The organism is Epilithonimonas zeae, assembly GCF_900141765.1.
In the GTDB taxonomy this organism is placed as follows: domain Bacteria; phylum Bacteroidota; class Bacteroidia; order Flavobacteriales; family Weeksellaceae; genus Epilithonimonas; species Epilithonimonas zeae.
The window spans coordinates 598,736-625,201 of record NZ_FSRK01000001.1 but is presented as its reverse complement, the minus strand read 5'-3'; the positions used below and the strand labels follow the sequence as shown (position 1 = coordinate 625,201).

Annotated in this window: 25 protein-coding genes and 7 tRNA genes; 10 read left to right on the top strand and 22 right to left on the bottom strand. The window is 34.1% G+C overall.

Annotation, left to right across the window (positions count from 1 at the left end):
* Nucleotides 1–29: 29 nt before the first annotated feature.
* The 4 genes from truB to BUR19_RS02770 all read right to left on the bottom strand — a co-directional run bounded on the left by truB (nucleotide 30) and on the right by BUR19_RS02770 (nucleotide 2,831).
* Nucleotides 30–728, bottom strand: a complete 699-nt coding sequence (gene truB, locus BUR19_RS02785) for a tRNA pseudouridine(55) synthase TruB (protein WP_074233401.1) — start codon at nucleotides 726–728, stop codon at nucleotides 30–32.
* The gene (locus BUR19_RS02780; RefSeq protein ID WP_074233400.1) at nucleotides 729–1,547 is read right to left on the bottom strand and encodes an undecaprenyl-diphosphate phosphatase; all 819 of its coding nucleotides are present in this window, start codon (nucleotides 1,545–1,547) and stop codon (nucleotides 729–731) included. It lies immediately after the preceding gene.
* 76 nt (nucleotides 1,548–1,623) lie between these two features.
* On the bottom strand, nucleotides 1,624–1,917 hold the full coding sequence (locus BUR19_RS02775) for a DUF3098 domain-containing protein (RefSeq protein ID WP_139297247.1): 294 nt from the start codon (nucleotides 1,915–1,917) through the stop codon (nucleotides 1,624–1,626).
* A gap of 14 nt (nucleotides 1,918–1,931) precedes the next feature.
* A complete protein-coding gene (locus BUR19_RS02770) occupies nucleotides 1,932–2,831 on the bottom strand; it encodes a cell division protein FtsX (protein ID WP_074233398.1) in 900 nt (299 codons plus the stop codon).
* A 171-nt stretch (nucleotides 2,832–3,002) separates the two neighbouring features.
* Between BUR19_RS02770 and BUR19_RS02765 the strand changes: the two genes are divergently transcribed.
* Entirely contained in the window at nucleotides 3,003–3,989 is a 987-nt protein-coding gene (locus BUR19_RS02765; protein WP_074233397.1) for a DNA topoisomerase IB, read from the top strand.
* Here the strand turns inward: BUR19_RS02765 and BUR19_RS02760 are convergent.
* Entirely contained in the window at nucleotides 3,986–5,473 is a 1,488-nt protein-coding gene (locus BUR19_RS02760; protein ID WP_074233396.1) for a bifunctional ADP-dependent NAD(P)H-hydrate dehydratase/NAD(P)H-hydrate epimerase, read from the bottom strand. The two genes, BUR19_RS02765 and BUR19_RS02760, sit on opposite strands and share 4 nt — an antisense overlap.
* Before the next feature lie 118 nt (nucleotides 5,474–5,591).
* On the opposite strand from BUR19_RS02760, the gene mscL reads away from it, so the two are divergent.
* Complete coding sequence (mscL, locus tag BUR19_RS02755) at nucleotides 5,592–5,963, top strand: large conductance mechanosensitive channel protein MscL (RefSeq protein ID WP_074233395.1); 372 nt, start codon at nucleotides 5,592–5,594, stop codon at nucleotides 5,961–5,963.
* 42 nt (nucleotides 5,964–6,005) lie between these two features.
* Here mscL and BUR19_RS02750 read toward each other — a convergent pair whose 3' ends face one another.
* From BUR19_RS02750 to BUR19_RS02740, 3 genes are read right to left on the bottom strand one after another with little or no spacing between them, the layout of a single operon-like run.
* The gene (locus BUR19_RS02750) at nucleotides 6,006–6,845 is read right to left on the bottom strand and encodes a GLPGLI family protein (protein ID WP_074233394.1); all 840 of its coding nucleotides are present in this window, start codon (nucleotides 6,843–6,845) and stop codon (nucleotides 6,006–6,008) included.
* 56 nt (nucleotides 6,846–6,901) lie between these two features.
* Nucleotides 6,902–9,064 carry a M56 family metallopeptidase gene (locus tag BUR19_RS02745; protein WP_074233393.1) on the bottom strand — a complete coding sequence of 721 codons (2,163 nt, stop codon included), beginning with the start codon at nucleotides 9,062–9,064 and terminating at the stop codon, nucleotides 6,902–6,904.
* Nucleotides 9,064–9,423, bottom strand: a complete 360-nt coding sequence (locus BUR19_RS02740; RefSeq protein WP_074233392.1) for a BlaI/MecI/CopY family transcriptional regulator — start codon at nucleotides 9,421–9,423, stop codon at nucleotides 9,064–9,066. The genes BUR19_RS02745 and BUR19_RS02740 overlap by 1 nt, the downstream gene beginning before the upstream one ends.
* 211 nt (nucleotides 9,424–9,634) lie before the next feature.
* Between BUR19_RS02740 and BUR19_RS02735 the strand changes: the two genes are divergently transcribed.
* The 5 genes from BUR19_RS02735 (at nucleotide 9,635) to prmC (ending at nucleotide 12,526) form a co-directional block, all read left to right on the top strand.
* A tRNA-Met gene (locus BUR19_RS02735) sits at nucleotides 9,635–9,710 on the top strand.
* A gap of 221 nt (nucleotides 9,711–9,931) precedes the next feature.
* A tRNA-Met gene (locus BUR19_RS02730) sits at nucleotides 9,932–10,007 on the top strand.
* Nucleotides 10,008–10,124: 117 nt separating this feature from the next.
* Complete coding sequence (locus BUR19_RS02725) at nucleotides 10,125–10,736, top strand: L-threonylcarbamoyladenylate synthase (protein ID WP_074235514.1); 612 nt, start codon at nucleotides 10,125–10,127, stop codon at nucleotides 10,734–10,736.
* 110 nt (nucleotides 10,737–10,846) lie between these two features.
* Complete coding sequence (yaaA, locus tag BUR19_RS02720; RefSeq protein WP_074233391.1) at nucleotides 10,847–11,608, top strand: peroxide stress protein YaaA; 762 nt, start codon at nucleotides 10,847–10,849, stop codon at nucleotides 11,606–11,608.
* 51 nt (nucleotides 11,609–11,659) lie between these two features.
* Nucleotides 11,660–12,526 (top strand): peptide chain release factor N(5)-glutamine methyltransferase, encoded by an 867-nt coding sequence (prmC, locus tag BUR19_RS02715; RefSeq protein ID WP_074233390.1) that lies wholly within the window; start codon nucleotides 11,660–11,662, stop codon nucleotides 12,524–12,526.
* A 277-nt stretch (nucleotides 12,527–12,803) separates the two neighbouring features.
* Here prmC and BUR19_RS02710 read toward each other — a convergent pair whose 3' ends face one another.
* The 6 genes from BUR19_RS02710 to ychF all read right to left on the bottom strand — a co-directional run bounded on the left by BUR19_RS02710 (nucleotide 12,804) and on the right by ychF (nucleotide 20,620).
* Nucleotides 12,804–13,475, bottom strand: a complete 672-nt coding sequence (locus BUR19_RS02710) for a rhomboid family intramembrane serine protease (RefSeq protein WP_074233389.1) — start codon at nucleotides 13,473–13,475, stop codon at nucleotides 12,804–12,806.
* Between the two features lie 23 nt (nucleotides 13,476–13,498).
* Nucleotides 13,499–16,075: a DNA gyrase/topoisomerase IV subunit A gene (locus BUR19_RS02705; protein WP_074233388.1), complete on the bottom strand. Its 2,577-nt coding sequence runs from the start codon at nucleotides 16,073–16,075 to the stop codon at nucleotides 13,499–13,501.
* Nucleotides 16,075–16,581, bottom strand: coding sequence for a hypothetical protein (locus BUR19_RS02700; RefSeq protein ID WP_074233387.1), 507 nt, complete (start codon nucleotides 16,579–16,581; stop codon nucleotides 16,075–16,077). Before BUR19_RS02700 ends, BUR19_RS02705 begins: the two co-directional genes overlap by 1 nt.
* The gene (locus BUR19_RS02695; RefSeq protein ID WP_074233386.1) at nucleotides 16,581–18,476 is read right to left on the bottom strand and encodes a DNA topoisomerase IV subunit B; all 1,896 of its coding nucleotides are present in this window, start codon (nucleotides 18,474–18,476) and stop codon (nucleotides 16,581–16,583) included. The genes BUR19_RS02700 and BUR19_RS02695 overlap by 1 nt, the downstream gene beginning before the upstream one ends.
* A gap of 159 nt (nucleotides 18,477–18,635) precedes the next feature.
* A complete protein-coding gene (locus BUR19_RS02690) occupies nucleotides 18,636–19,436 on the bottom strand; it encodes a T9SS-dependent choice-of-anchor J family protein (RefSeq protein WP_074233385.1) in 801 nt (266 codons plus the stop codon).
* A gap of 92 nt (nucleotides 19,437–19,528) precedes the next feature.
* Complete coding sequence (gene ychF, locus BUR19_RS02685; protein WP_074233384.1) at nucleotides 19,529–20,620, bottom strand: redox-regulated ATPase YchF; 1,092 nt, start codon at nucleotides 20,618–20,620, stop codon at nucleotides 19,529–19,531.
* Between the two features lie 125 nt (nucleotides 20,621–20,745).
* Between ychF and BUR19_RS02680 the strand changes: the two genes are divergently transcribed.
* Nucleotides 20,746–21,042, top strand: coding sequence for a hypothetical protein (locus tag BUR19_RS02680; protein WP_074233383.1), 297 nt, complete (start codon nucleotides 20,746–20,748; stop codon nucleotides 21,040–21,042).
* On the opposite strand, the gene BUR19_RS02675 is transcribed toward BUR19_RS02680, so the two are convergent.
* From BUR19_RS02675 to BUR19_RS02640, 8 genes are all read right to left on the bottom strand, one after another.
* Entirely contained in the window at nucleotides 21,020–23,047 is a 2,028-nt protein-coding gene (locus BUR19_RS02675; RefSeq protein ID WP_074233382.1) for a recombinase, read from the bottom strand. The genes BUR19_RS02680 and BUR19_RS02675 overlap by 23 nt on opposite strands.
* Nucleotides 23,048–23,063: 16 nt before the next feature.
* On the bottom strand, nucleotides 23,064–23,711 hold the full coding sequence (gene mtgA, locus BUR19_RS02670) for a monofunctional biosynthetic peptidoglycan transglycosylase (protein ID WP_074233381.1): 648 nt from the start codon (nucleotides 23,709–23,711) through the stop codon (nucleotides 23,064–23,066).
* A gap of 85 nt (nucleotides 23,712–23,796) precedes the next feature.
* Entirely contained in the window at nucleotides 23,797–23,982 is a 186-nt protein-coding gene (locus tag BUR19_RS02665) for a hypothetical protein (RefSeq protein WP_074233380.1), read from the bottom strand.
* A 246-nt stretch (nucleotides 23,983–24,228) separates the two neighbouring features.
* Nucleotides 24,229–24,302, bottom strand: a tRNA-Arg gene (locus BUR19_RS02660).
* 29 nt (nucleotides 24,303–24,331) lie between these two features.
* Nucleotides 24,332–24,406, bottom strand: a tRNA-Pro gene (locus BUR19_RS02655).
* A gap of 77 nt (nucleotides 24,407–24,483) precedes the next feature.
* Nucleotides 24,484–24,557: transfer RNA gene (locus tag BUR19_RS02650), tRNA-Arg, on the bottom strand.
* Between the two features lie 28 nt (nucleotides 24,558–24,585).
* A tRNA-Pro gene (locus tag BUR19_RS02645) sits at nucleotides 24,586–24,660 on the bottom strand.
* 18 nt (nucleotides 24,661–24,678) lie between these two features.
* Nucleotides 24,679–24,765: transfer RNA gene (locus BUR19_RS02640), tRNA-Ser, on the bottom strand.
* A 134-nt stretch (nucleotides 24,766–24,899) separates the two neighbouring features.
* Between BUR19_RS02640 and BUR19_RS02635 the strand changes: the two genes are divergently transcribed.
* Both BUR19_RS02635 and BUR19_RS02630 read left to right on the top strand, forming a co-directional pair.
* The gene (locus BUR19_RS02635; RefSeq protein WP_074233379.1) at nucleotides 24,900–25,907 is read left to right on the top strand and encodes an N-acetylmuramoyl-L-alanine amidase; all 1,008 of its coding nucleotides are present in this window, start codon (nucleotides 24,900–24,902) and stop codon (nucleotides 25,905–25,907) included.
* Entirely contained in the window at nucleotides 25,908–26,453 is a 546-nt protein-coding gene (locus BUR19_RS02630) for a GNAT family N-acetyltransferase (protein WP_074233378.1), read from the top strand. It begins immediately after the preceding gene.
* Nucleotides 26,454–26,466 lie beyond the last annotated feature (13 nt).

The following is a 26,466-nucleotide window of genomic DNA, read 5'->3' as shown; positions in this document are numbered from 1 at the left end:
ACATTATTAATAATGTAAAATAAAATTCTTTAATTATTAAAATGGAAATCGTTTTCGAGATAATCAGAAGTAGCACTTTCTATTGAATAATTTCCAATTTTTGTCCTTCTGAGCTGTGTCAAATAAGCGCCAACCTTTAATTCTTGTCCAATGTCGTGAGCCAAACTTCTGATATAAGTTCCTTTGGAACAACCTACAATAAAAGAAACATAAGGCAGATCAATCTCTATATTATTAAGATAATGAATCGTAGTTTTTCTGGACTTCATTTCTACTCCTGCTCCAGCTCTTGCCAGATCATAAGCCCTTTTTCCATCAACTTTTAAGGCTGAAAAAACAGGTGGTTTCTGATCAATTTCTCCAATGAATTTTTCTAAAGCTTGATGAATATCTTTCTCGGTAATGTGAGAATAATTGATTGGTAGGATTTCTGGCTTCTCGGTGTCGTAAGATTCGGTTTGAACTCCGATTTTTATTTCTGTCCAATACTCTTTCGGCGCATCTTGGATTTCCGGAATTTTCTTTGTGAATTTTCCTGTACAAATAATCAATAATCCTGTCGCTCGCGGATCCAAAGTTCCAGCATGACCAATTTTGAATTTTTTAGGTAATTCCTTGAACTCATTTTTAAGTTTATATTTCAGCTTATTGACAGCCTGAAAACTTGTCCAATCCAAAGGTTTGTCCAATAAAAATATCTGTCCGGATTGTAATTCTTCTGCTGTCATTTATTTGAAGAAATAAAAATAAATCAACAGTGCAATTCCAACAAAAATACGATACCAACCCCAAGGTTTGAATCCATATTTATTCAACAAAGCAATGAAGGATTTGATAGCAATCCAAGCAACAACAAACGCAACGATATTTCCGATTACAAAAATCAAAATATGATCTTGTGAAGCTAAAATCATCTCATAACCTTTTTGTGGATTCCCATTTTCTTTGCCCCAAGTTTTTACAAAAACCGAGTAAAGCGTTACAGCCAACATCGTGGGAACAGCCAAGAAAAATGAAAATTCCGCTGCAGCTTTTCTGGACAATCCCTGAGACATCCCACCAATAATAGAAGCTGCACTCCTACTCGTTCCAGGCATCATTGCCAAACATTGCCAAAAGCCTATTGCCACTGCTTTTTTAATCGTGATTTCCTTCTCGTCGTGAATAATTGGATTCTTGAACCAATTATCTGCAAACAACAAAACGACTCCACCTAAAACCAAAACAGATGAAATAGCGATTTGATTTCCCAGAACAGATTCAATAACATCATCTAAGAAAAAACCAATTCCCAAAGCTGGCAAAACGGCAAAAGCTAATTTGTAATAAAACTGCAGATTGCTGAAATCAAAGAATTTTTTCCCATAAGCCACAACCACAGAAAGTATTGCCCCGAACTGGATAGAAACCTGAAACATCTTGAGAAATTCAGTTTCTTCTAATCCCATCAGGCTTGCAGCAAATCCCATATGAGCAGTTGAAGAAATTGGTAAATATTCGGTAAGTCCTTCTATGATTGCAATGATAATTGCCTTGATCAAATCCATAGTTTGTTTGTTTATTAAAAAAAACTTTGTCTCAGTTTCACCAAGACAAAGTTATTATTGTATTTCTTATTAAAGTTTAATCTTTGTTTCTCTTCAGAATTGCAAAAACCTGAACCACAAATCCTGCAATGACCAACATTGGCGCTAATCTGATTCTTCTGAAAGAGAAAATCTCTTCGTTCCAGTAATTCGGGTCAAATTTTCCGTCTGGTGTTGTATTAGCGTCCGCTCCCATCATTAGAACAAATCCTAAAAGAATCAATCCCAATCCGATTAACATCAATTTAAAATTCTTGTTTCCGAAATAAAAAGCATTTTTTTCAGCAGTTTCAGTAGGTTTTCCTATTTGATCTGCAGAATATTTATTCATTTTTTTTGCCATTGTTAAGAGTAATATAGATCATCTACGTTGCTTCGTAAAAATCTCCAGGTTGCAAAGATAGTACTTGCAATGGTTATAAAAACCCCTACTAATAAAATTATTATTACCAAGAAAACATATTGGTTTGTATCCTGAACAAAAGGTGTCCCAATCTGGCTTGTGAAATAATACCAAACACCTCCTAAAGCTAAAAGTCCTATAAATGCACCAATTAATCCAAGTACCAAGGCTTCTTTTATAAAAGGCATCAGAATAAATCTCCTCTTAGCTCCAACCAATTGCATGGTCTTGATGATAAATCTCTTTGAGAATATTTTCAGTCTGATTGAATTATTAATTAGAACCATTGCGACAATCAAGAATAAAATTGAAAATGCCAAAATCCAAGTCAGAATTCTATTCAAATTGTTATAAACATCGATGGTTAATTGATTATCATTAGCCACATCTTTTACGCCTTTTATCGCCTTAAGTTGTGTTACAACACCATCAATTTTTGCAGGATCAACAAATTCCGGTTTTAAAGTCACTTCGACAGAAGCAGGAAATATATCTTCTTCAAAAAGCGCATCAGCGTCTATTCCCAACTGTTTTTTCGCCAAAACAGTAGCTTGTTGCTTGGAAATATATTTAGCTTGCTTTACATAATTCTGCTGCTTGATAGTGGTAAACGTTTCCTCTTGGAATTTAAGCGTTTTAGCAGAGTCGCGTGGATCCAAATACTCATCAAAATAAGCTTCCACCACCAATTGCTCCTTGATATAATCCGAATATTTTTGAGCATTGATCAATATCAATCCAAATAATCCCACAAGGAATAAAACCAGCGAAATACTGATGACCACAGTAATATTACTTGATCTCAGTCTGCTTTTATTAAAATCGTCAACTGTCTTTGGCATCAAAAAAATTTTTGCTAAAATAGAAATTTTCGTTTAAAAAGCCGTTGTGACCTCTGTTAATAAAATCATAAAAACATCATTATGACTTAATTTTTACAACTTCTTTCCTCCTAATTCTAAAATTGAAAAATCGGCATTTTTATTGTTTAGGAAAATTATCAAATCAAAATTATGAAACTTACCCGCCAAGCTACAGGAAAAAATTTTTCTTATTTCGATAAAAATAAAGAGAAACTAAAAGACCCACAAAAAATCGAATATATAAAGTCGTTGGTCATTCCACCAGCTTGGACCAATGTTGAAATCACAACCAATAAAAGCGCAAAAGTACTGGCAATCGGGAGAGACCAAAAAGGCAGAAAGCAATACATCTACAATCCAAAATTCCGAGCTAAGAAAGACGCGGACAAGTTTGACAGGATTTTACATTTTGCCGAAAATCTCGAACATATGCGACGTGTAACTGGACAACATCTGAGAAAGAAAAAAATGACCCGTGAAAAGGTTTTAGCGGCAATGGTCAGACTTTTAGATTCTGCTTATTTCAGACCAGGAAGTCCAAAGTATACACAACAAAACCAGAGCTATGGCTTAACAACCATCCGCAAAAAACATCTTAATATTGAAGGTGACGAAATGATTTTTTCATACAAAGGAAAATCAGGAAAATTTCAAGAAAAACATATTATCAATGCTAAATTGACAAAAGTCATTTCCGATTTGGAAGATCTCCCAGGTTACAGACTTTTCAAATATTATGATAAAGACAACAATCTTATTACGGTTGAAAGTCAGGATTTGAATCAATACATCAAAGAAATTATGGGTGAGGAATTTTCTGCAAAAGATTTCAGAACCTGGGCAGGGACAATGATTGCCGCCGGAATTCTGGACGAATTGGGAATCTGTGAAAAAAAACAACAAAAAGAATTGAAGAAAAGAATCCGAAATGCAATTGTTGCCGTTTCTGAAAAATTAGGTAATACACCTTCTGTTGCGCGCGACTCTTACATTGATCCCAGAATTTTTGAACATTATAAAAACGGGCATACCATCCAATATTTCAGAAAAGAAATTAAAAAATTGTTGAGGAAAAATGAAAATCTGTCCGAAACTGAAGTTGGTGTTTTGTATATGTTAAAATCAAAATTGAATTAATTAAGACGTTTAAAAACTTCACCAATTTTATTGATGAGATCGGTTGGTAACATTGCTTCTTTCGAAAATTCTTCAGCAGCCAAATCACCAGCTTTTCCGTGAAGCCAAACGCCGAAAATGCAAGCTTTTTCAATATTATATTTTTGAGAAATCAATGATGTCAAAATCCCTGTCAGAACATCTCCGCTTCCACCTTTTGCCATTCCGGAATTGCCTGTGATATTATAAAACACTTTATTTTTTGGTGTAATGACAGCCGTATGATGATCTTTTAGAATGATAAAAATCTGTAATTCTTTTGCTTTCTGTTTTGCCAATTCTATTCTCTCAAAAGAGTTATCAGTTTTACCAAATAACCTTTCAAATTCCAGAGGATGTGGCGTGATGACAGCATTTTTTGGAATTAAGCTTAATTTATCATTTTCAGCTAAAAAATTCAATGCATCAGCATCGAGAATTACAGGATTTTGATAAGATTCCAAAAAATCAAACAAGGCTTTTTGGGTTTGTTCTTCTTTTCCTAATCCGGGACCAATTCCATAAACAGCTTTTTCCTGAATTTCGATTGTATCAATATAATTTTCTCCTGAACCAATAAACATCGCTTCCGGAATTCGAGATTGCAAAATGATATTGCCACATTCTGGCGCAATAGTAAAAGTCAACCCATTTCCAGTTTTCAGAGCTGATAAAGTGGACATCAGAATCGCACCGATTTTACCATAACTTCCACCAACCAAAATACTTTTACCGAAAGTTCCTTTGTGACTGAAATCTCCGCGTGGTTTGTAAATTTCTCTGATTAATTTTTCATCAATTATAAAATAATCAGTTTCAACTTCATCAATAAAATCCTTATCCAACTCAATATCTAAAACTGTAATTTTCCCACAAAATCGCCCCGTTTCAGGATGAAGAAAACTTCTTTTGTAAAACTGAAAAGTCAAAGTAAAATCAGCTTTTAAAACAATAGAATTTTCTTCAATAATCTTATCTGCATAAAGTCCAGTTGGAATATCAATAGAAATTTTCGGAACTGGAATTTGATTTAATTTTTCAATTAAATTTTTAAAATCATCAGACAATTCTCGATTCAGTCCATAACCAAACAAAGCATCAACAATAACAGATTTTTCATTATTGACATTAAAAACTTCAGAAAAATCTTTAATATCAATTCCGCTTATTGTCTTTATTTTTTTGAAATTGATTGCTGCATCTGGAGAGAATTTCAAATCATCTCCATTGATAAAAACTTCGACATCAAATCCCTTTTCATAAAGCATTCTTGCAATCGCAAAACCATCACCTCCATTATTTCCATGACCACAAACAACCAAAAACTTATTCTTAAGTTCAAAATTTTCTTCAATCCAATCAGCACAAGCTCTGGCGGCTTTTTCCATCAGATTGATAGACGAGATTCCTTTTTCTATCGTAACAGAATCACATTTTTTAATTTGATCAGCGGTGAGAATTTTCATTTTAGGAATTGCATAAACATCAAAATTAGACAATAATTTGTTTAATAAGCTTTAATTAATAAAGCATTATAAATAAAAAAACTATATTTTTGTTTATACTAACTATTAAAATACAATTATGGGCTTTGTAAAAGAATTTAAAGAGTTTGCGTTTAAAGGCAACGTTGTAGATCTGGCAGTCGGTGTTATCATTGGTGGAGCATTCGGAGCGATTGTAAAATCTCTAGTAGATGATGTCATCACGCCACTTTTATTAACTCCTGCTTTGAAAGCAGCCGGCGCAGAAAACATTAAAGAATTAGCTTGGAATGGTGTAACTTATGGAAACTTCCTTTCATCGGTAATCAGCTTTTTGGTTATTGCATTTGTTTTGTTTTGGCTAATCAAAATAGCTAATAGGGTCAACAAAAAGCCAGAAGCAGCTCCCGCTGGACCGTCTTCTACAGACCAATTGCTTATGGAAATCCGTGATGAACTGAAGAAAAAATAAATTATCAAATACAAAAACTCCACTTAGAAAAGTGGAGTTTTTTTAATTCACAATATTAAGTTCAATTCTGTTATTATCTTTTTTGATTTGATTTTTCAATCGGTCTTCCTGATCTTTTGCAATTTTTGTCGAGGTTCCATCTTTTCCGGTTAATACGATGGATGTCCCGCCCATTTGGATTTGTTTAATTCCTTTTGTTGGATCATTTTCGTATTCCTTAATCACTTTTTGGAACTGCTTGGAATTGACCACAATTTCTTTAGCATTCCATACATTGACATCTACATTTCCAGCAATATTTTTAATACCTCTCAATTCCAGTTTGTGAGAACCTGTTTTATCTTCAATCTTAACAATCAACCCCGGCAAACCTCTGAATTTATAAGGACCGTCCTGAATCGGAATTTCCGTCGAAAACCAAGCAATCCAATGTCTTCCTGCAAAATCGGCTTCAGCTTTTTGGGCATTCCATTCGCCTATTTTTTCTTTTTCTGATGAGATTTTCCAGTTGATTTTTCTGTCCTCGGAAATATTGTAAGCATCCATACCTAATTTTCTGTGAAGATTAGTTTTGTAATCTGGATAGGTTTTCGTTACAGAATATCTCACGTTCCCTTTTCTCATATCGGTTTTTACATTGATAGAACCTGTGGCTTTTAACTGTTGTTCTAAATCTGCTTTCATCAAAGAATCGGAATTGAAAACCGTGTAACTATAATATTTGGAACCATCTTTTGTAGTGTCGAGGAACATCATTTCTGTTTTAAGATCTTCAAGATTGGTCGAATCTGAAATGAATTTGTATTCGTAAATGAATCTCTTATTCTGAGCAAAAGTCAGAATCCCAAAAATCAGAAATAAATTAATTAATAGTTTTTTCATTGTTATAAGTATTAAAAAAGCCGGCGAACCGGCTAAATGTTATGAATGTAAATTGTTTATTTTGTAATGATTTCAATTTTACCAGCATCATTTGCACTAAAAATATTAACTGATGCAATCATATTGGGGTCTAACTTGTCAACCTCCTTTATATCAGTAAGTTTTCCATTAATATAAACTTTTGCTTTATTAGGATTAAATGAACCTTTAGTATCAGATGTATTAATTATTTTAATTGCATCTGCTTTAAAAACACGCTGTGGATTACCATCTGTAGTTTTATCAAAAATAATAACCTGGTTTGATTTACTGATTCTTTGTGGCGGCGTAATATTTTTATTATAAACCAATGTTTTAGGAGAATCCAAATTAGAATTAAAACTGATTTTCAGCGGATTATTCTGACGCGCTTCTTTATTCAATTCCTGTTGTTTTTTCTGAAGCTTTTTTTGTTCCTCCAATAATTCTTTTTGCTTTTTTTGAAGCTCTGCTCTTTTCTTTTCAAATTTTTTCAACTCTTTTGGAGTAAGCGTCGTTTTTTCTGTATTATAAAATACATCATTAGAAAAATTATAATTGAAATTGGAAGAAAAATCTTTAAAATCTGGCAGATCAGAAGCATCAAAACCATAAGCTACAGTTCCATCCGCAAAAGCATCTTTCCCATATTGGTCTTTTATCATTTTCTGAAACTCTTCGCCCGTATAAATTTTTCCATACTTTTCAACCGCATCTTGTGCTCTTTTTTGAGCATCTTGAATCATTTTTTGAAACTCAGGCGAATTGACTTTAATCTGCATTTTCTCGGCTTGATTCTGCGCATTCTTCAAATCTCTCTGGAACTTCGGAGAATTCATCATTCGTTCTGCAATTTTTGCCTGTTTTTCTGCATCAGCAATTCTCTTTTTGAACTCCGGAGAATTAACCATTGCTTCAGCATCTCTGCCTGCTTTTTCGGCATCAGCTATTCGTTTCTTGAACTCTGGAGAATCATACATTTTAGCCATCGCTTCAGAATGTTCTTCTAAACCTTTTAGATTCTTCTGGTAATTGTCAGAATCTACAATAGACTGCATTTTATTAGATAGATTTTCCAAATCATTTTCTAAAGCCTTATATTCTGATGAATCTTCTTTTTTAGCTTTTTTAAGAGCCGATAATGCTTTGCTTTTTTCAGCCATTTTTGTACTGAGCGCAGACATTTTCAAATGGTCTTCTTTCAAAGCCTCAGAATATAATTGTGTTTGTTTTTGATGACTCATCGATAAACTGTCAAACTCGGAAGTTTTAGGTTTTATCGTGTCATTTTTCATTTCGTTTACAGCAATTTCAATTGCTTTGTTCGTTTCTTTGATTTCTTTGTTTTTAGCATTTACCATATAAGCAAATACCATAAAAAATAAGATTGGTAGCGCAAATAATTTGCGTGCATAGCTGTACTTGGTTTGATTTTTTGTAATCATTGTAAGTCTTTTTTTGAGGTTAGATGATAAAAAAGGACTTGTGACAGGCAAAATAGAACCAGAGAAATGACTCTCCAACAGCATCTGCGCAAATGCTTTTGTGTCCGATTTTTTGACTGCTTTCTTGTCCGCCAAGTATTCGTGAATAAGATTGATTTCCTTGTTGATGAAGTAAAACACGGGATTGAACCAGAAAACAGATTTCGTCACCTGCATCAGGAGTTTGTCCCAGCTGTGTTTTTGTTGAATATGAACCATCTCGTGCTTCAGGATCTGCTGTCCGACAGGCGAATCCAACTGAATCGTCTGCTTCCAGAAAAGATTTCTAAAAAATGAGAAAGGTGCGTTGTTTAAGTTAGTCTGATAGAATTTGATTCCTTCGATTGTTTCATTTGGGAATTGTTTTTTAATAGATTGGATTCTTAGGATTCCGACAATTAATCTAATTAAAAGAATGATTGAAACCACTCCAATAATTGCATAAAAAACCGAATAAATAGTGATATCATAGTTTGTAGTTGTTTGTAATTGATTTTGATTGAGCTGACTAAGCAGCAGATACAAGTTCTTATCGGTCTCTATCGTAAAATAGGAAACCTTTATAAGTGGCAGAACCAGACTTATAATAACCGACAACAAAAGATAAAACCGATTGTAATGATGGAAAGTTTTATCCTTCAGGAACAAAAGATAATAAGCAAACATCACCGCAGAGCAGAGAATCATTTTGCCAAAATACAGTAACAGTGGTTCCATTATTCCTTGTTTTTAAGTTCGTCTAATAAAAGTTCCAAATCCTTCACACTGATTTCGTTTTCTTCTACCAAAAATGAAACAGCATTGGTATAAGAACCTTCGAAATAATTCTTAACCAGGCTTCTGATAGACTTTCCGCTATAATTCTCTTTACTTATCAAAGGAAAATACTCGTGTTGTCTTCCAAAAGTTTTATGATTAACAAATCCTTTTTCCATCAATATTTTCAGAATCGTGGAAATCGTGTTGGTATGCGGTTTTGGCTCGGGAAACAATTCTAAGACGTCTTTCAAGAATCCTTTCTCTATCTGCCAAAGGTACTGCATTACCTGTTCTTCTGCTTTGGTTAACTTATTCATATTTTTTAACTTTAAAAACAATCAATCTTATATCACTAAAAACTTAGTAATACAAATGTAGGATTAATTTTCATCCGTACAACTATTTTTATAGTTAAAAGACGTTAAATATCATAACTCATTGAAAATCAAAATATAAATAATTATTAATTTAAAATTTGATTATAAACTTGACTTGTATCAGAAAAGTCTTATCTTTGCACCACAATATCGCGAGGTAGAGCAGTAGGTAGCTCGTCGGGCTCATAACCCGGAGGTCGCACGTTCGAGTCGTGTCCTCGCAACCAAACTAAGAGAATCAATTTTTTGATTCTCTTTTTTATTTTAAAAATTAAGATTCATCTGTAAAATTAGTTAAAATATCCTCTTGCAGATTTTGCTAATTAAGCAGATTATTGATTATCAGCAAAATTAGCTCAATCTGCGAGAATTTAAAATCAGTAAAAAAAATAAAAATTCCAATTCACTTGACTTATATCGAAAAATTCGTATATTTGCAGAACAATATCGCGAGGTAGAGCAGTAGGTAGCTCGTCGGGCTCATAACCCGGAGGTCGCACGTTCGAGTCGTGTCCTCGCAACCAAACTAAGAGAATCAAAAAATTGATTCTCTTTTTTATTGAACCCTTTCATAGTTTCAAACTATGAAAGGGTTTTTAATTCGTAATAAAAAGTCTTTAAATAAATTTGTACCTTTGATTATGGCAAAAATCTTAAAAATATACCCGCAAAATCCGCAAGAAAATTTAATAGACGAAGCCGTAAAAGTCCTTCAAAACGGTGGCGTTATCATTTATCCTTCGGATACGATTTACACGATTGGCTGTGATATTTATAATCACAAAGCAATGGAAAGACTCGCTCAGATAAAAGGAATCAAGATTGATAAACATAAATTTTCAATCATCTGTAATGACCTAAGTCATCTTTCCGAATTTACGAAACCGATAGAAACATCTACTTTTCGTTTTCTGAAAACGCATTTACCCGGCGCGTTTACATTCATTCTGGAAGCGAACAGAAATCTTCCGACAGCTTATAAAGGACACAAAACGGTTGGTATCAGAGTTCCAGACCACATTGTTCCGCAAATGATTGTAGAAAAATTGGGACATCCGATTGTTTCCACTTCTATCCACGATGATGATGAGATTTTGGAATATTCTACCGACCCAGAACTGATTGCCGAAAAATATGACAAACTGGTTGACATCGTCATTGATTCTGGTTATGGAGATAATACCGCTTCTACAATTGTAGATTTGACTTCCGGAGAACCGGAAATCATCAGACAAGGAAAAGGAGTTTTATAACAGATCCAAAAAATCATAGATTCGACGAAGTCAAAAAAGGAAAAATAAACAAAGTTTTTAATTAAGTCTTCGAGAACCACAGACTGACAACTTATCAACTGACATTAAAAATGAAATTCATAACATCGCCTGCAAAATTGATGAATGTAGAGAATTCTACAGAATTTTTAAAAAGTACAACACCTAAATTTATCAAGGACTCAGAATTTATCCAATCATTTTTGAAGGAAAAATCTCCAAAATTCTTAGCAGAATTAATGGAAATCTCTCCAAAACTGGCAGACGAAAATTGGGAAAGAAATCAAAAATGGACCTCGAAACCGACAGCTAAAAACTCAGCACCCGCAATGTTTGCTTTCACAGGAGAAGTTTACAGAGGTTTGGACGCTCAAAGCTTGGACAAAAATGCGGTTGATTACCTTCAGAAGAATTACAGAATTTTATCCGGACTTTATGGACTTTTGAAACCTTCGGACAAAGTGATGTTGTATCGTTTGGAAATGGGAAGACCTTTCCAGTTCGATTCTTATAAAAACCTCTACGAATTCTGGACTGAAAAAGTGACAGAGCAAATCAATTCTGAATTAAAAAAACGTGAACTTTTGATCAACCTTGCAAGTACAGAATATTTTAAAGTCATTGAAAGAAAAAAATTGAAGTCGAAAGTGATTGATTTTGAATTTAAGCAAATTCAGCCTGACGGGAAATTGAAAACGATTGTTGTCTATACAAAACACGCTCGTGGTTTGGTGCTTCGTTTCTGCGCAGAAAATAACGTTCAGACTATTGACGAATTGAAAGCTTTTAATTATGAGAATTATTTGATTGATGAAAAGCTGTCGACTGAAACTAATTTGGTTTTCACAAGATAAATTATTAAAATATAAATCTCGCAGATTTTGCTGATTTCGCAAATTTAAAATATGACAATTTCTGAACTTAAAATTCTTTTTCAAAATGAGCTTTCTGAGCTTTATTCCAAATCAGAAATTGAAGAATTATTATCTATTTTTTGTGAACATTTTCTTGAATTGAATAAAATTGAGTTGAGACAAAATCTCGATAAAGATTTATCTAAAATCGATTCAAAAAGATTCTCAGAAGCCATTTCGGAATTGAAAACAGGGAAACCATTCCAGCAAATCCTTGGAAAAACTGAGTTTTATGGAATGAAATTCTTCGTCAATGAGCACGTTCTTATTCCAAGACCCGAAACGGAGGAATTGCTGGAGTTAGCAATTGGGAACATTCAAGAGAAAAGTAAAAAGATTCAAATCTTCGACTCCGCTCCTCAACTCAAGATTCTTGACATTGGAACCGGAAGCGGGATTATTCCGATTATTTTGAAGAAATATTTTCCGGAAGCTCAAATTTCTACCATTGATATTTCTAAAGATGCTTTGGATATTGCTAATAAAAACGCTAAATTTCATAAAGTTGAAATCAATTTCATCAACAAAGATTATCTGAATGAAAAGCTGGATGAAATCTATGATATTATCATCAGCAATCCGCCTTATATAGGAATTGAAGAAAACACGGAAATTAAAGACTCGGTCAAAGGTTTTGAACCCAATATTGCACTCTTCTCTCCTACTTCTGATGCTTTGATTTTCTATAGAAAAATTGCTAATGATTCTATAAATCATCTTTCCGAGAACGGAATGGTTTTCCTTGAAATTAATCAGAAATTAGGAAAAGAAACTTTGGAATTATTCCAAAATTTTTCTGAAGCTGAACTGTTGAAAGATATCTCTGGAAATGATAGAATGATTTTTGTGAGGAAATAATCTTGAACACAAAGCACAAAAAGATTTTTGTAAATCCTATGTTGTTAAGTTCACAAAGGCGCTTCGCTTAGGAAAGATTTTAATGAGATTTTGAAACCGGTGGAAGAAGGGAAAAACCTCAACATAGCCCCGATGGTAGCGGCATCCTTTTTTGATAGTGCGTTGTAGAAATTTTTTTTTGAAAACTTATAATTATGGCACTATCAAAAAAGATATAGCGGACAGCGGGTTAGAGAAGTTCTAACAAAACTGAAAATGTGATGCTCCCGAAAATAAATTATCCAATTCTTTTTCTGACAAAAATCTCATAAGATAAATAGACCAATGGCAAAGCCATAATCCCAATGTACAAAGCATTTTGCTGCGCTAATTCCGGATAAGCAATCACGGCGTAAACCAATCCGAAAAATGCGCCACCGAGATGCGCAGCATGACCGATGTTGTCGTTTTGCCTTGGATTCAGCATCATATAAACGGAGTATCCAAAATACAATGCACCGAACAAAAAGCCTGGAATAAACCATATTTCAATTTCTCTTGGAGCCAAAGCTACTGCAGCAAATAGAATCCCTGAAACGCCTCCACTAGCTCCAATTGCGGAATAAAACGGTACATTTTTGTAGTGGTAGAGGCAAAATAAATTCCCCAAGATTATCGAGCCAAGATAAATGATTAAAAATCCGCCTACTCCAAATCCGCCTAGTCCATCTTGGTAATAATCAACAGGAATCAATACTATAGGTGAAAAAATGTATAGTGTGTACATATTGAAAAACAAGTGCAGGAAATCTGCGTGGAGAAAGCCGGAAGACAGCAATCTGATATATTCTTTTCTTCTCTGGATTGCGCTAACCTCGAATTTGTATTTTTGGAATAATTCGGGTTGTTGGAATCCGATGTAACTTGTGACACAAGTAATTACGATTATGAGTAGTAAAACGATGTTCATTTTTTAATAAATTAGTGTGTTTTTTAATTTTCTTCTTCGTCAAAAAGACTTCCGATTGTTCCACCGTCATCGTCTAAATCTTCAACGGTTTTTTCTTCGATTTCCGGTTCTTCTTCAATGATTTCCGGTGGTTCCGGAATGGTGATATTGATGTTTTTGACTTTATCTTTGGTCAATTGATTTCCAATTGCCTTGATTCCTTTCACTGCGATAAACTCATCCAAATCTATGGTTTCTGATTCTTTTTGCTTGCCTTTGATGGTTGGATAAATCAATTCTGCAGTTGCTCCAACTTCCGTGGTTACAAATTCTAAGAACGATTTTGGATTCTCGTTGCTAAAGAAGGATTGAACATTGCTCGTATTCTCCAAAAGGAAACGTTTAACAAAATATTTATCTTTCTCGCCATCAAAATAGATGCAAGTGATTGGCTGTTCCGGCTTCCATTTTTCGAGAATCAAGTAATCATCATCAAAACGGTTCATCAAATCGAATGAAACTAATTTGGTTTCGCCTTGAGAATTGATGGTTAAAATCTTGTCATCACCTTTGAAACTTCCGAGCAAACTTCCTCTTCCATCCGCATTAAGACGACGTACAGAGTCATCGAACCAAATTTTTCTAGGTGCTAAAGTGGAAACGCCTTCTTCTTTCAAATCGACTTTCTTCACAGCATATTTGGTGACCAAATTCCCTTTGGAATCACGACCTTTGATCATGACATCAGAGAAATCTATATCAATTTTATTCTTTCTGACTCTTGCATTTGGTTTTAACAAAACAGAAACAACTTCGGCTTCTCCATTTGGATTGGCTGAGAAATAAAGCATTTCTGAGTATTTTTTATCTGAGGCTAATTTATAATCTGTGTTTCTAGTAACACCAGTCACAGAAAAACGTTTCATATAATAAGGACCTTCTCGACCTTCTCTGTAAATGGAATTGTAAACTGTACGTTTGTCATTCTTTTTCCAGATTGCAACGTGTACAATATTTTTCCCGATGAATGTTTTGCCTTCAACCTTTACAACTTTCATCGTTCCATCTTTCTGGAATGTAATAATATCATCAATATCAGAACAATCAAACAAATATTCGTCTTTTTTGAGTGATGTTCCGATGAAACCTTCTTCCCGATTGACATACAGTTTTTCGTTGGCTACAGCAACTTTACTTGCATCAATCGTATCGAAAATTCTAAGTTCTGTTCTTCTTTCTTTTCCTTTTCCGTACTTTTTCTGGATATTCGTATAATAGTCTATTGCATAAGTAATCAGATTCGCCAAATGATGTTTCACTTGCTCAATCTTACCTTCCAAAGCCAGAATATTTTCCTTGAACTTATCTAAATCAAAACGAGAAATTCTCTTAATTCGGATTTCCGTTAATTTGACAATATCTTCTTCTGTTACAGCTCTCAGAAGATGTTTGGTATGAGGTTTCAAACCTTCATCAATAGTTTTTATAACATCTTCCCAAGATTTAACTTCCTCAATATCATGGTAAATTCTATTCTCGATAAAAATTCTTTCCAAAGAAGAAAAATGCCAGCTTTCCTGTAACTCGTGGAGCTCGATTTCCAATTCTTTTTTTAGCAAAGCAACCGTATGATCTGTGTTGTGCTTCAGAATATCAGAAACTGACAAGAACATTGGCTTATCACCAACAATTACGCAGGCATTTGGAGAAATTGGAACTTCACAATCTGTGAATGCGTAAAGTGCATCAATTGTTTTATCCGGCGAAACATCTGGATGAAGATGAATATTGATCTCAACAACATCAGACGTGTTATCTTCTATTTTTTTAATCTTAATCTTACCTCTTTCATTGGCTTTCAGAATACTGTCGATAAGATCACTTGTGTTCTTTGAAAAAGGTAATTCTGTAATGGTCAATAAATGTTTTTCTTTCTGCGAAATCCTAGCTCTTGCTCTGATTTTCCCACCTCTATGACCATCGTTATAATTGGAAACATCTAGCATTCCCGCAGTTAGGAAATCCGGATATAATTCAAATTTTTTGCCTTTCAGGTAAAGAACTGATGCATTAATTAACTCATTAAAGTTATGAGGCATTATTTTCGTAGAAAGCCCTACTCCAATTCCCTCAACACCTTGCGCTAAAAGCAGAGGGAATTTTACAGGAAGGTCGATTGGTTCATTATTTCTACCATCATAAGATTTAGTCCAGTGCGTTGTCTTAGGATTGAAAACAACATCTAAAGCAAATGGCGTTAATCTCGCTTCGATATATCTTGCAGCAGCTGCAGAGTCACCTGTATAGATATTTCCCCAGTTTCCTTGGGTATCAATCAATAATTCTTTTTGACCTATTTGAACCATAGCATCGGTAATCGAAGCATCACCGTGCGGGTGGTATTTCATTGTATTCCCGACAATGTTCGCAACCTTGTTGTAACGACCATCTTCCAATTCTCGCATAGAGTGCATAATTCTACGCTGAACCGGCTTCAAACCATCAAAAATAGAAGGAATTGCTCTATCTAGAATTACATAAGACGCATAATCTAAAAACCAATCTTTATACAGTCCCGAAACTTTTTTCAGGCTCTCTTCGTGATGTGTACTTTCTTCCATTAAACTGCAACTGTATTATCTTCGTTTTCGTGCCCAATTTCGTTATTGGTCTTTACTACTTTATTTAAAGAAAATTTCAAATCTTTTACTTGCTTTTTGCTGAGATAATTGATATCATATTTCAAGATGGTAATATGATTTTTTTTACTGCTGACATAAACATACAATCTCTTGAAAATAAAAGCATTAACGATATTATATTTTATTAATTTGTATTTTGGAAATTCATCTTTTGCGTTTTTTTTGGCCAATAGATAGAGAATATGATTATTTCTAAAATTGAGTGCTTCGCCATCACTGTCATACTCAAAAATAGGTCTACCAAATAGATAAAGTAATAAAAACAGTAAGCAGGGAGCTGCTAATAAAACCCAAGCTTTTTTACCGAAAATATCAAACTTATTGATTTCCAGAATATAAGCTATAACTCCCAAAATAAAAACTATCCCCACAAGTGAGTATATGAAGCTAAAATAGGCGTATCTATTTCTATTACTGAGTCGCATTATGCAGATTCTAAATTTTTCTTCTTATCAATATTGGAGTCGTCTTCCACCACCAGATTATCCAAAATGAATAATTGTCTGTCTGGTGTATTTTTACCCATATAAAATTCTAAAAGCTGATCAATAGTTTGATCTTTTCCAAGAACAACAGGTTCTAATCTAATATCTTTTCCAATAAAATGTTTGAACTCGTCAGGAGAAATCTCTCCCAATCCTTTGAATCGTGTGATTTCTGGATTTTTGCCTAATTCATCCAAAGCTTTTAATCTTTCTGAATCCGAGTAACAATATCTCGTTTCCTTCTTATTTCTAACTCGGAAAAGTGGCGTTTGCAAAATATACAAATGTCCATTCTTTATCAAATCTGGGAAAAACTGAAGGAAGAATGTAATCATCAATAATCTAATGTGCATCCCATCGACATCGGCATCTGTAGCGATAATTACGTGGTTGTATCTTAAATCTTCAAGACTTTCTTCGATGTTAAGAGCAGCTTGCAAAAGGTTGAATTCCTCATTCTCATAAACCACTTTTTTCGTCAATCCATAACAGTTCAAGGGTTTACCCTTCAATGAAAAAACGGCTTGTGTTTCCACATCTCTGGACTTGGTAATAGATCCAGAAGCAGAATCTCCCTCTGTAATGAAAATCATTGTTTCGGATTTTCTGGATGCTTTCTGATCGTTATAATGATGTCTGCAATCTCTCAATTTTTTATTGTGAAGCGAAACTTTTTTCGCTCTTTCTCTTGCGAGTTTCTGAATTCCGGAAAGTTCTTTTCTTTCTCTTTCCGAAATCATTATTTTTTTGAGAATTGCTTCTGCAGTTTCAGGATTTTTATGAAGGTAATTATCCAGCTTATTTTTAAGATAATTGATAACAAAGGTCTTGATGGTTTCTAATTCTTTTCCATCCTTATCCTGACCCATCGTTGCCGATCCCAGCTTTGTCTTGGTTTGGGACTCGAAGACAGGATTACCAACGTTGATATAAACCGCACCAATAATTGCTTTTCTAATATCAACCGCTTCAAAATTCTTATTAAAAAACTCCCTAACAGTTTTTACATAAGCTTCTTTAAAAGCATTTAAATGCGTACCACCCTGCGAAGTGTATTGTCCATTAACAAAAGAAAAATAAGTTTCAGACTGAGATTTGTCAGAATGTGTAATCGCTACTTCCATATCTTCATCTTTGATATGAATGATTGGATAAACAATTTCTCCATCAATCTCTTCCTCCAACAAGTCTTTTAAGCCATTTTGAGACTCGAATACTTCTCCGTTGAAATAAATCTTCAGACCTAAGTTAAGGTAGGTGTAGTTGCGGAGCATTTTTTCCACATACTCATTCCTGAATTTGTAATTGATAAAAATACTTTCATCCGGAACAAAAGTAATCTCGGTACCATTTCTATCAGACGTTTCAGCTTCGTCGTGTAAAATATCTAATTTTCCTTCTCTGAATTCTGCGACTCTGGTTTTGCCCTCGCGTACGGATTTTACTTTAAAATAAGTGGACAAAAAGTTCACTGCTTTTGTACCAACACCATTCAAACCAATCGATTTTTTGAAAGCGCCATCGTCATATTTTCCACCTGTATTCATAATGGAAACCACATCCACAATTTTCCCCAAAGGAATTCCTCGACCGTAATCACGTACGATGACACTACCATCCTTGATTTTCACATCAATTCTTTTTCCTGCTTTCATTCTAAACTCATCGATAGAGTTATCCAAAACTTCTTTGAGCAAAATATAAATACCGTCATCAACCGATGATCCGTCACCCAATTTTCCAATATACATCCCAGGTCTCAACCTTACGTGTTCTCTTGGCTCAAGGGTACGGATATTGTCTTCGGAATAATTTGCAGGATTGATTTCGCTCATAAAATTGAATTTCTAAAAAAAGTTTAGATTGGTAAGAATCGGTAACTCACAAATTTAACGAAATGGATTTTAATTTGAAAGTTTTATGGATAATTTTTTAGATACATTTTTTTGAAATCCACTTATGAAAAAAGCCTTCGAATTGAAGGCTTATAAAATTTATTTTTTAATAATTTTCTTAGAAATAATTTCTGATTTTGTATGAACATTCAGAATATATTGTCCAACGGGAAGTTTTCTAATATCAGCTTCTGAAGCCTGATTTTCTAAAACCATTTTTCCATTCATGTCAAAAATTCTGATTTTTTCTATATTTTCAACACCTTGGATTTTGACAAAATCTGAAGCCGGATTTGGAAAAACTTTAATTGATAAGGCTGATGAGTCAGAAACTGCCAATCCTGCATTATCTTTAATCTCGATATCATCAATTCCCATATAGAAAACATCCTCACAATCATAATGCCTAAAAACAAGTTTAATGTCTTGACCAGCATAAGATGAAATATCGATGTTAATTATTTTTGCAGTCTCAGTATATCCCTGATCGAAAGTTTCTTCAAAGACCGGCGTTTCATTTCCACTGAAAGTAGAATTTGCAGGGATAACATAAACAGCATAATGCTCTTCAAAAAGCTCTTCATCTCCTGCTGCTGCTTTAAATGACAATGACAGAGAATTAGAAGCTGGAAGAGTAATTGCCGGACTTTCCAAAAGATTATCAGGCGTGAATGCTTCCAAATACCAAGAAAAGGAAACAGCCAAATTCCCTGTAAAATTAGGAAGTTCATTAAGTTCAGCATTTAGAATTTCCCAAGTCTGCTCATCTCCATCACGATCGTAAACTTTCCACAATGCAACAGATGCCTCATCTTCAAAATCTTCTTTAAATACTGATGTTTGGGAAAAACCCATCAAACTAGATAATGCAAATGAAGCAAATAATAATTTTTTAACCATAATTTTTTATTTTTTTAAAAATTCTTGCTAAAGTACAAATAAAAAACTCCCGACAAATCGAGAGTTTTTAATCTATATAAAATGGTGATCAATTATACATTAAATCTAAAATGCATAATGTCTCCATCTTGAACAACGTATTCTTTTCCTTCTACAGATAACTTTCCAGCTTCTTTCACTTTCGCTTCCGTTCCGTAAGTCATATAGTCATTATATTTAATTACTTCTGCACGGATAAAACCTTTTTCAAAATCTGTATGGATAACTCCGGCAGCTTGTGGCGCAGTCCAACCCTGACCAATTGTCCAGGCTCTAACCTCTTTAACACCAGCTGTGAAATAAGTCTGCAATTTCAAAAGATCGTAAGCTTTCCTGATCAATCTGTTAACTCCTGGCTCTTCCAGACCAAGCTCTTCCAAAAACATTTGTCTTTCTTCGAAAGTTTCCAGTTCATTGATATCAGCTTCGATTTGAGCTGCTAAAACTACAACTTCAGCGCCCTCGCTTTTAGCCATCTCTTCAATTTTAGCAATCCAATCGTTTCCGTTTTTGATAGAATTTTCATCTACATTACAAACGTAAAGAACTGGCTTATTGGTCAACAATTGAACTTCTCCAATAATTGATTTTGTAAAATCATCCGTTGAAAACTCTCTGGCATTTTTTCCATCTTCAACAAATTTTTGAAGATTTTGTAATGTTTCATAAGTTAAAACATCCTCTTTTTTACCAGATTTAATGAACTTTTTAGCTTTATCAACCGCTTTTCCGATAGTTTCCAGATCTTTTAACTGCAACTCTATATCGATGATTTCTTTATCTCTCAAAGGATCTACAGAACCTTCAACATGGATAATATTTCCATTATCGAAACATCTCAAAACATGAATAATCGCCTCGCACTCACGGATGTTGGCTAAGAACTGATTTCCCAAACCTTCACCTTTGCTCGCTCCTTTTACCAAACCAGCAATGTCCACAATCTCTACAACTGCAGGCAAAACACGCTCAGGATTTACAATTTTTTCCAGTTCGAAAAGTCTTGGATCCGGAACGGAAACCGTTCCTAAGTTAGGTTCAATCGTACAAAACGGATAGTTGGCAGATTGCGCTTTGGCGTTGCTAAGACAGTTAAAAAGGGTTGATTTTCCTACATTCGGAAGACCTACGATTCCACATTTCATAAAATAAGGTTTAAGGTTTTGAGTTTAAGGTTCAGAGTTAAAAAAATTTGAACAATAAACTTTGAACTTTCAGTGCGCAAATATACTATTTTGAATTTGAATTTTCTACTTTTACAATCTTAATTATGAGCAGAAAAAAACGCGAATATCAATCATCCGAACTTGTGAATTCTTTCGCCAGAATTTATGGTTTTGAGGATAAACTGAAAGCTTTTGAGATCAAGGATTTTTTGGAAGATTATCTTTCCAGCGATCTTTTTTCAGAAATCGAAATGGTGAATTTAAAAGAAAAAGTGTTGGTTTTGAGAATCAAATCACCTCTTCTGAAAAACGATTTCCGAATGAGAAAATCCTTTTTTCTAAAGAAATTTCAGGAAGTTTTAAAAGACGAATCTTTGATTAATGACCTTCTGATTTTGTAGAAACATCCTGAATCATTCGCTTACTCTTCTCGTCCAATCTAGACCTCAAAGGAAAGAAAAACCTAAATGGATTTTTCACAAAATATCTGAAAATTTCTTTAAAAATCTCGCGCGCTTCGCTCATTTCCACTTTTCGGCTTCGGAATGCCAATAACATGGACAATCCAAAACTAACGGCGAAGTTGAAAAAACCTATCACAAAAACCGTGACAAAGGAAATCCAAAACGTGTAAGAACTCACTACAAAATCTTTCCCATATAAGCCTAAAGCAAAATTTCCAGCTGCGAAAGTAATGTGACGAATATCCAAATCTAAACCTAAGAAAAGCCCAATTGGCGCCGTCGCTCCTAAAAAAACACCAAACCAAAAATTGGAAACAATGCCTGCCCAGTTCTTCGAATAATAATCGGATAGACGCTTTGCTATACTTTGACCAAAGAAATAATTGATAAACGGATTTTTTGCAATCCTTCTCGGAATCTGATAAAAAACTGAATTATTACTGATATTACCGGAAATCACACCCGAAATAAAAAGGAAAACTCCAGCAATACAAGCATGTAAAATAGCTTTGGAATCAAAAGGATTAAGATCATAGAGCAATCTTGAAGATTTTTCGAAAGCAAAATTCTGCTTAAAAAGAATTTCTAATCCATAAATGATTATCAATGAAACAGGAAATGACAACAGAACATTTCCGACAAATGCGATGAACTGCGACCTAAACAGCTGAGAAACCACGTGTGCAAATTCTACATAAGTATTTTTGTTATCGCCTTCTGAGAGAACTTTTGCCATAGTAGCAGCCGTCATCGCAGGCTGTTTGGTTGCCAAAGTAAAACGCATCAGATATATCATCACAAATCCCATCGCATAATTCATAGAAAACAAAAATGCGTGCGCAAAATCACTGGCAGGAACATAGCTGTAAAGCATCTTCAGAACACAAAGCGCTCCGACAATAACTCCACCTCCGGAAGCTTTCCAAAACATTTTCATATAGGCTTTGAAAGTGGATGTGATATAATGCGTTCCTGTTTCTGCAGTATGATTTGTAATGAGATGCGACATCAATCTCGTACTATCAGAAACCAAATCCCGAAGATTATTTTTATGAGATTTGTACTTGATAATATTAAAAAACAGCTGTTTTGAATTGATCAAATAATCTTTTTCCTCATCAACAACAAATAATTTAATAATATCAGCCATTCTTTGTAGCTGTTGTCTGATTTTTAGTAATGATTGATTAGTCTTGCTGGAAATCCCGTATTTTGAGGAATTTTTGAAAGCAATAGTGACAAAATCAAGGCACTGCTCAAGGTAAATCTTGGTTTGCTTATAAATTTCATCTGAAGAAGTCAATTTAAAACTTGAACTCTCTTTGAATTTGGCATTCAGCAGATCCAACTCATTTTGTAGTGCTAAAAATGGGTTATCAAAATTTCTATATTCCGGAACCATTTTCATCACCTCAACATCCAGCGCGTTTCCAATTACACGCCAAGCCAAAATATTAATTGAAAAAAGTAATTCCTTTTTGACGTGATTATTATTGATAAACTGATCAATTCTCAATAATTGAAAAAGTTCATCCATCTTGTCTTCTGGCGAATTCTGAAAAAACTGAAGGTCTTTTCTAGGTGTTACCAGAACATTATCCACCAAATACCAAATCGTTTTCTCATTTTCTATCGGTGGCAAAACTTTGTTAAGGATTCTCTTTTTGAATTCCGGGTAAAACGCATTCTCAGAAAGAATATCCGCCTCGGTTAACGAAAGATTGAACGGTCGATCTTTAAAAACGTTATAAATATAATAAATCAGATTCTCCTTAATCTTATCATTATCCTTCAAATAAGCCGTAAAGACATCAAGGTCTTCTCTTTTAAGACTCGAAATAATTTCCGATAAAGGCTGTAAAGATACAGTCTCATTTCTTTCACTAAAATGATTTTTCAGAATAGTGCTGAAACTGTCTTTATTGAGTAATCTAATCGCCATATTACTACAAAAGTAATTATTTCAGAACAATATTGTTCATTTGGCGCATAATCCAGTTGTGTTTTTTGTTAAGATACGGACTAGGATTTTTTGGATCGTATTTTTTTGGGTTCGGTAAAACAGCAGCAATCCAAGCTGCTTGACTTTTGGTTAAATCCTTTGCTGGTTTACTATAATAATATTGAGATGCAGCCTCAATTCCGAAAACACCCTGACCCATTTCTATCGAATTGAGATATCTTTCAAGAATAATATCTTTTCCCCAAACCTTTTCTATAATGAATGTATAAACAGCTTCCAGCCCTTTCCTGAACCAACTTCTACCCTGCCAAAGAAAAACATTTTTTGCAGTCTGCTGAGAAATAGTACTTCCTCCTCTTACAACCTTTCCTTTCTTATCATTTTTTTTCAAGGCTTTTTCGATTTGTTTATAATCAAATCCATTATGTGTAAAGAACAATTGATCCTCTGAAGCAATTACAGCTTTCTTGATATTGCTTCCCATATCTTCATAAGAAATATAATCGCGATGTAGCTTTCCGTACTTTATAAGACCTCCTAACTGCGTTAATGTAATTGGTGGATTAAAGAATATTCCGAAAATCACGAATAGGATATTTGCTACAATAAGTATAAAAAACAGTTTCTTGATAAACTTCCACATTATAAAAAAGTAATTTTCAGCGAAAATAAAACAAAATTATTTTATTTCACTGAAGAATAAGCAAAATATGGATATGAATTTAACATTAGAATATTGAACCTAAAATATCAAAAAGAAAAAGAGAAATTGTAATAATTAATAATAAAATAAAATCATCAAAACTAAATTTATGAGGTTCTACAATGGCTCTATTTTTAAGATTTTGTCTATGCAGTCTTTCTAACTCTTGTTTTTTCTCACGCTTAGACTCGTAAGATATTTTTTCATTCATCGTTTATTAGGGAGTAGTTTTTATTACCAATTACCTGAAGTTTGTATTTTGGACTGCAAATATTAGAAAAATATTGATACAAAAAACATATTCAAGAAAAAAAATGAAAAATTAATATCATATTCCAATATGAATGAGAAAAATTAAATAATAATTATAAAATATTTAATAAATGAATAAATAAAAACAAATAGAAATTTTAGATTTGAAATAAAAAAACTCACAATAAAAATTGTGAGTTTAAAGTGAGCGCGAAAGGATTCGAACCTTTGACCGTCTGCTTAGAAGGCAGATGCTCTATCCAGCTGAGCTACGCACCCATTTGTAATTTTAAAAATTACTAAAACTGTCGGGGCGGCAGGATTCGAACCTGCGACCTCCTGGTCCCAAACCAGGCGCGATGACCGGACTACGCTACGCCCCGAAGATTAAGACTTTATATTCAAATCTAGAACACCAATCTTATGATATAAAAAAAGAGACCAAACGATCTCCAATTTGTGAGCGCGAAAGGATTCGAACCTTTGACCGTCTGCTTAGAAGGCAGATGCTCTATCCAGCTGAGCTACGCACCCATCGTAATTTTTAAAATTACTAAAATTGTCGGGGCGGCAGGATTCGAACCTGCGACCTCCTGGTCCCAAACCAGGCGCGATGACCGGACTACGCTACGCCCCGATTAGCCATCTTTAGTTGCGGAGAGTAAGGGATTCGAACCCTTGGAACCGTTTCCAGTTCGCTTGTTTAGCAAACAAGTCCTTTCGGCCTCTCAGGCAACTCTCCTTGCAGTTTTGGGGACAAATACTATCCCGTTATTGCGAGTGCAAATATAGAAGACTTTTGCATAACTACCAAAATTTTTTATTTATTTTTTTTCATATTTTTGAATCACAAAAATAAACTTAAAACTAGCACGAATGCGTAATTCATTATATCTCATAACCTTAGGAACCTTAATTATTTCTTGCGGAACACAACAAAAAACTGCAAAAAAAATTAGTCCAGCGCTTCCTAATGCTCCAAAACCAATTGTTCAAGTAAAAAAACCGGAAATAAAAGAAGAAGACGGAGAATATTATAGAGTCAATATTGCTGATATTACTAAGAATGATAACACCGCAAGTTATGGATCTATAGTAAGCGCAAATCCATCAGGTTTCAAAATTGTAAAAACTTATTTCCCTGCCATTGGTCAAAACTTCAGACAGAAATATGTTATTTTACATTATACTGTTCTTAATGATGAGAAATCTATCACAACTTTGACACAGCAATCTGTCAGCGCGCATTATCTTGTAAGTACACTTCCTGACAAAGAAATCTATCAATTAGTGGATGAAAATAAAAGATCCTATCACGCAGGCGTCAGCAATTGGAGAAAAGACCAAAACCTGAACGACACTTCAATTGGAATTGAAATCGTAAATCTTGGCTACACAACAGATTCTTTGAACAATCGTGTTTTTTATCCTTATCCGGAAGAACAGTTCAAAAAAGTGGCAGCTTTGGTAAAAGATATTGTGACGCGATATAATATTCCGCCAACTAATATTTTAGCACACTCTGATATTGCGCCAACCAGGAAACAAGATCCAGGACCACTTTTTCCTTGGAAAAGACTTTATGACGACTATCAAGTTGGGATGTGGTATGATGAAACAACGAAACAGAATTTCCTCAATCAAATATTAACAACCAACGATATTGTTTTACAGTATAACAATCCGGAATTTGTGTCTAAGATTCAACAGCAATTGGTTCAGTTTGGATATACGTTATCAGTTAATGGTGTTTGGGACAAAACTACGAAACAAACGATTGAGGCTTTCCAATTTCATTTCCGACCGAGCAATTACAGTGGAATTTTAGATGCAGAAACCTGGGCGATTTTGCAGGCTTTGATTCAGAAATATCCGCAAAAGTAGATGAACATTACTTTAAAAACTGAGAGACTTAGTTTAAGACCTATTTCTGAAAGTGATTTTGAAAACGTTTATAACTTACAAAGCTTAGAAGAAACTTCGAAATATAATACTTCCAAAATTCCCGAAAACCTCAACGAAACTAAAATCACAGTTGAGAATTGGATTCTTGAAAATAACCAGGAGAATCCTAAAAAATTCACATTTGCGATTGATTTGGTAGCTGAGGAAAAATTCATTGGATTGATTGGAATCAATCTAGGAAAAGAGCATTACAAAAATGCCGAAATCTGGTTTCAGTTTGATTATAGATTTTGGAATAAAGGTTACGCAACAGAAAGCCTAAGAAAAATTATAGAATTCGGTTTTGAAGATTTGAAACTTCATAGGATTGAAGCTGGTTGCGCTGTTGATAATATGGGGTCGTTCACTGTTTTAGAAAAGGTTGGAATGTTGAGAGAAGCGCATACAAGACAATTGCTGCCACTTAAATCTGGTTGGTCGGATAATTATGGTTATGCGATTTTATCAACTGATGAGAGGAAATAATTATACAATATAT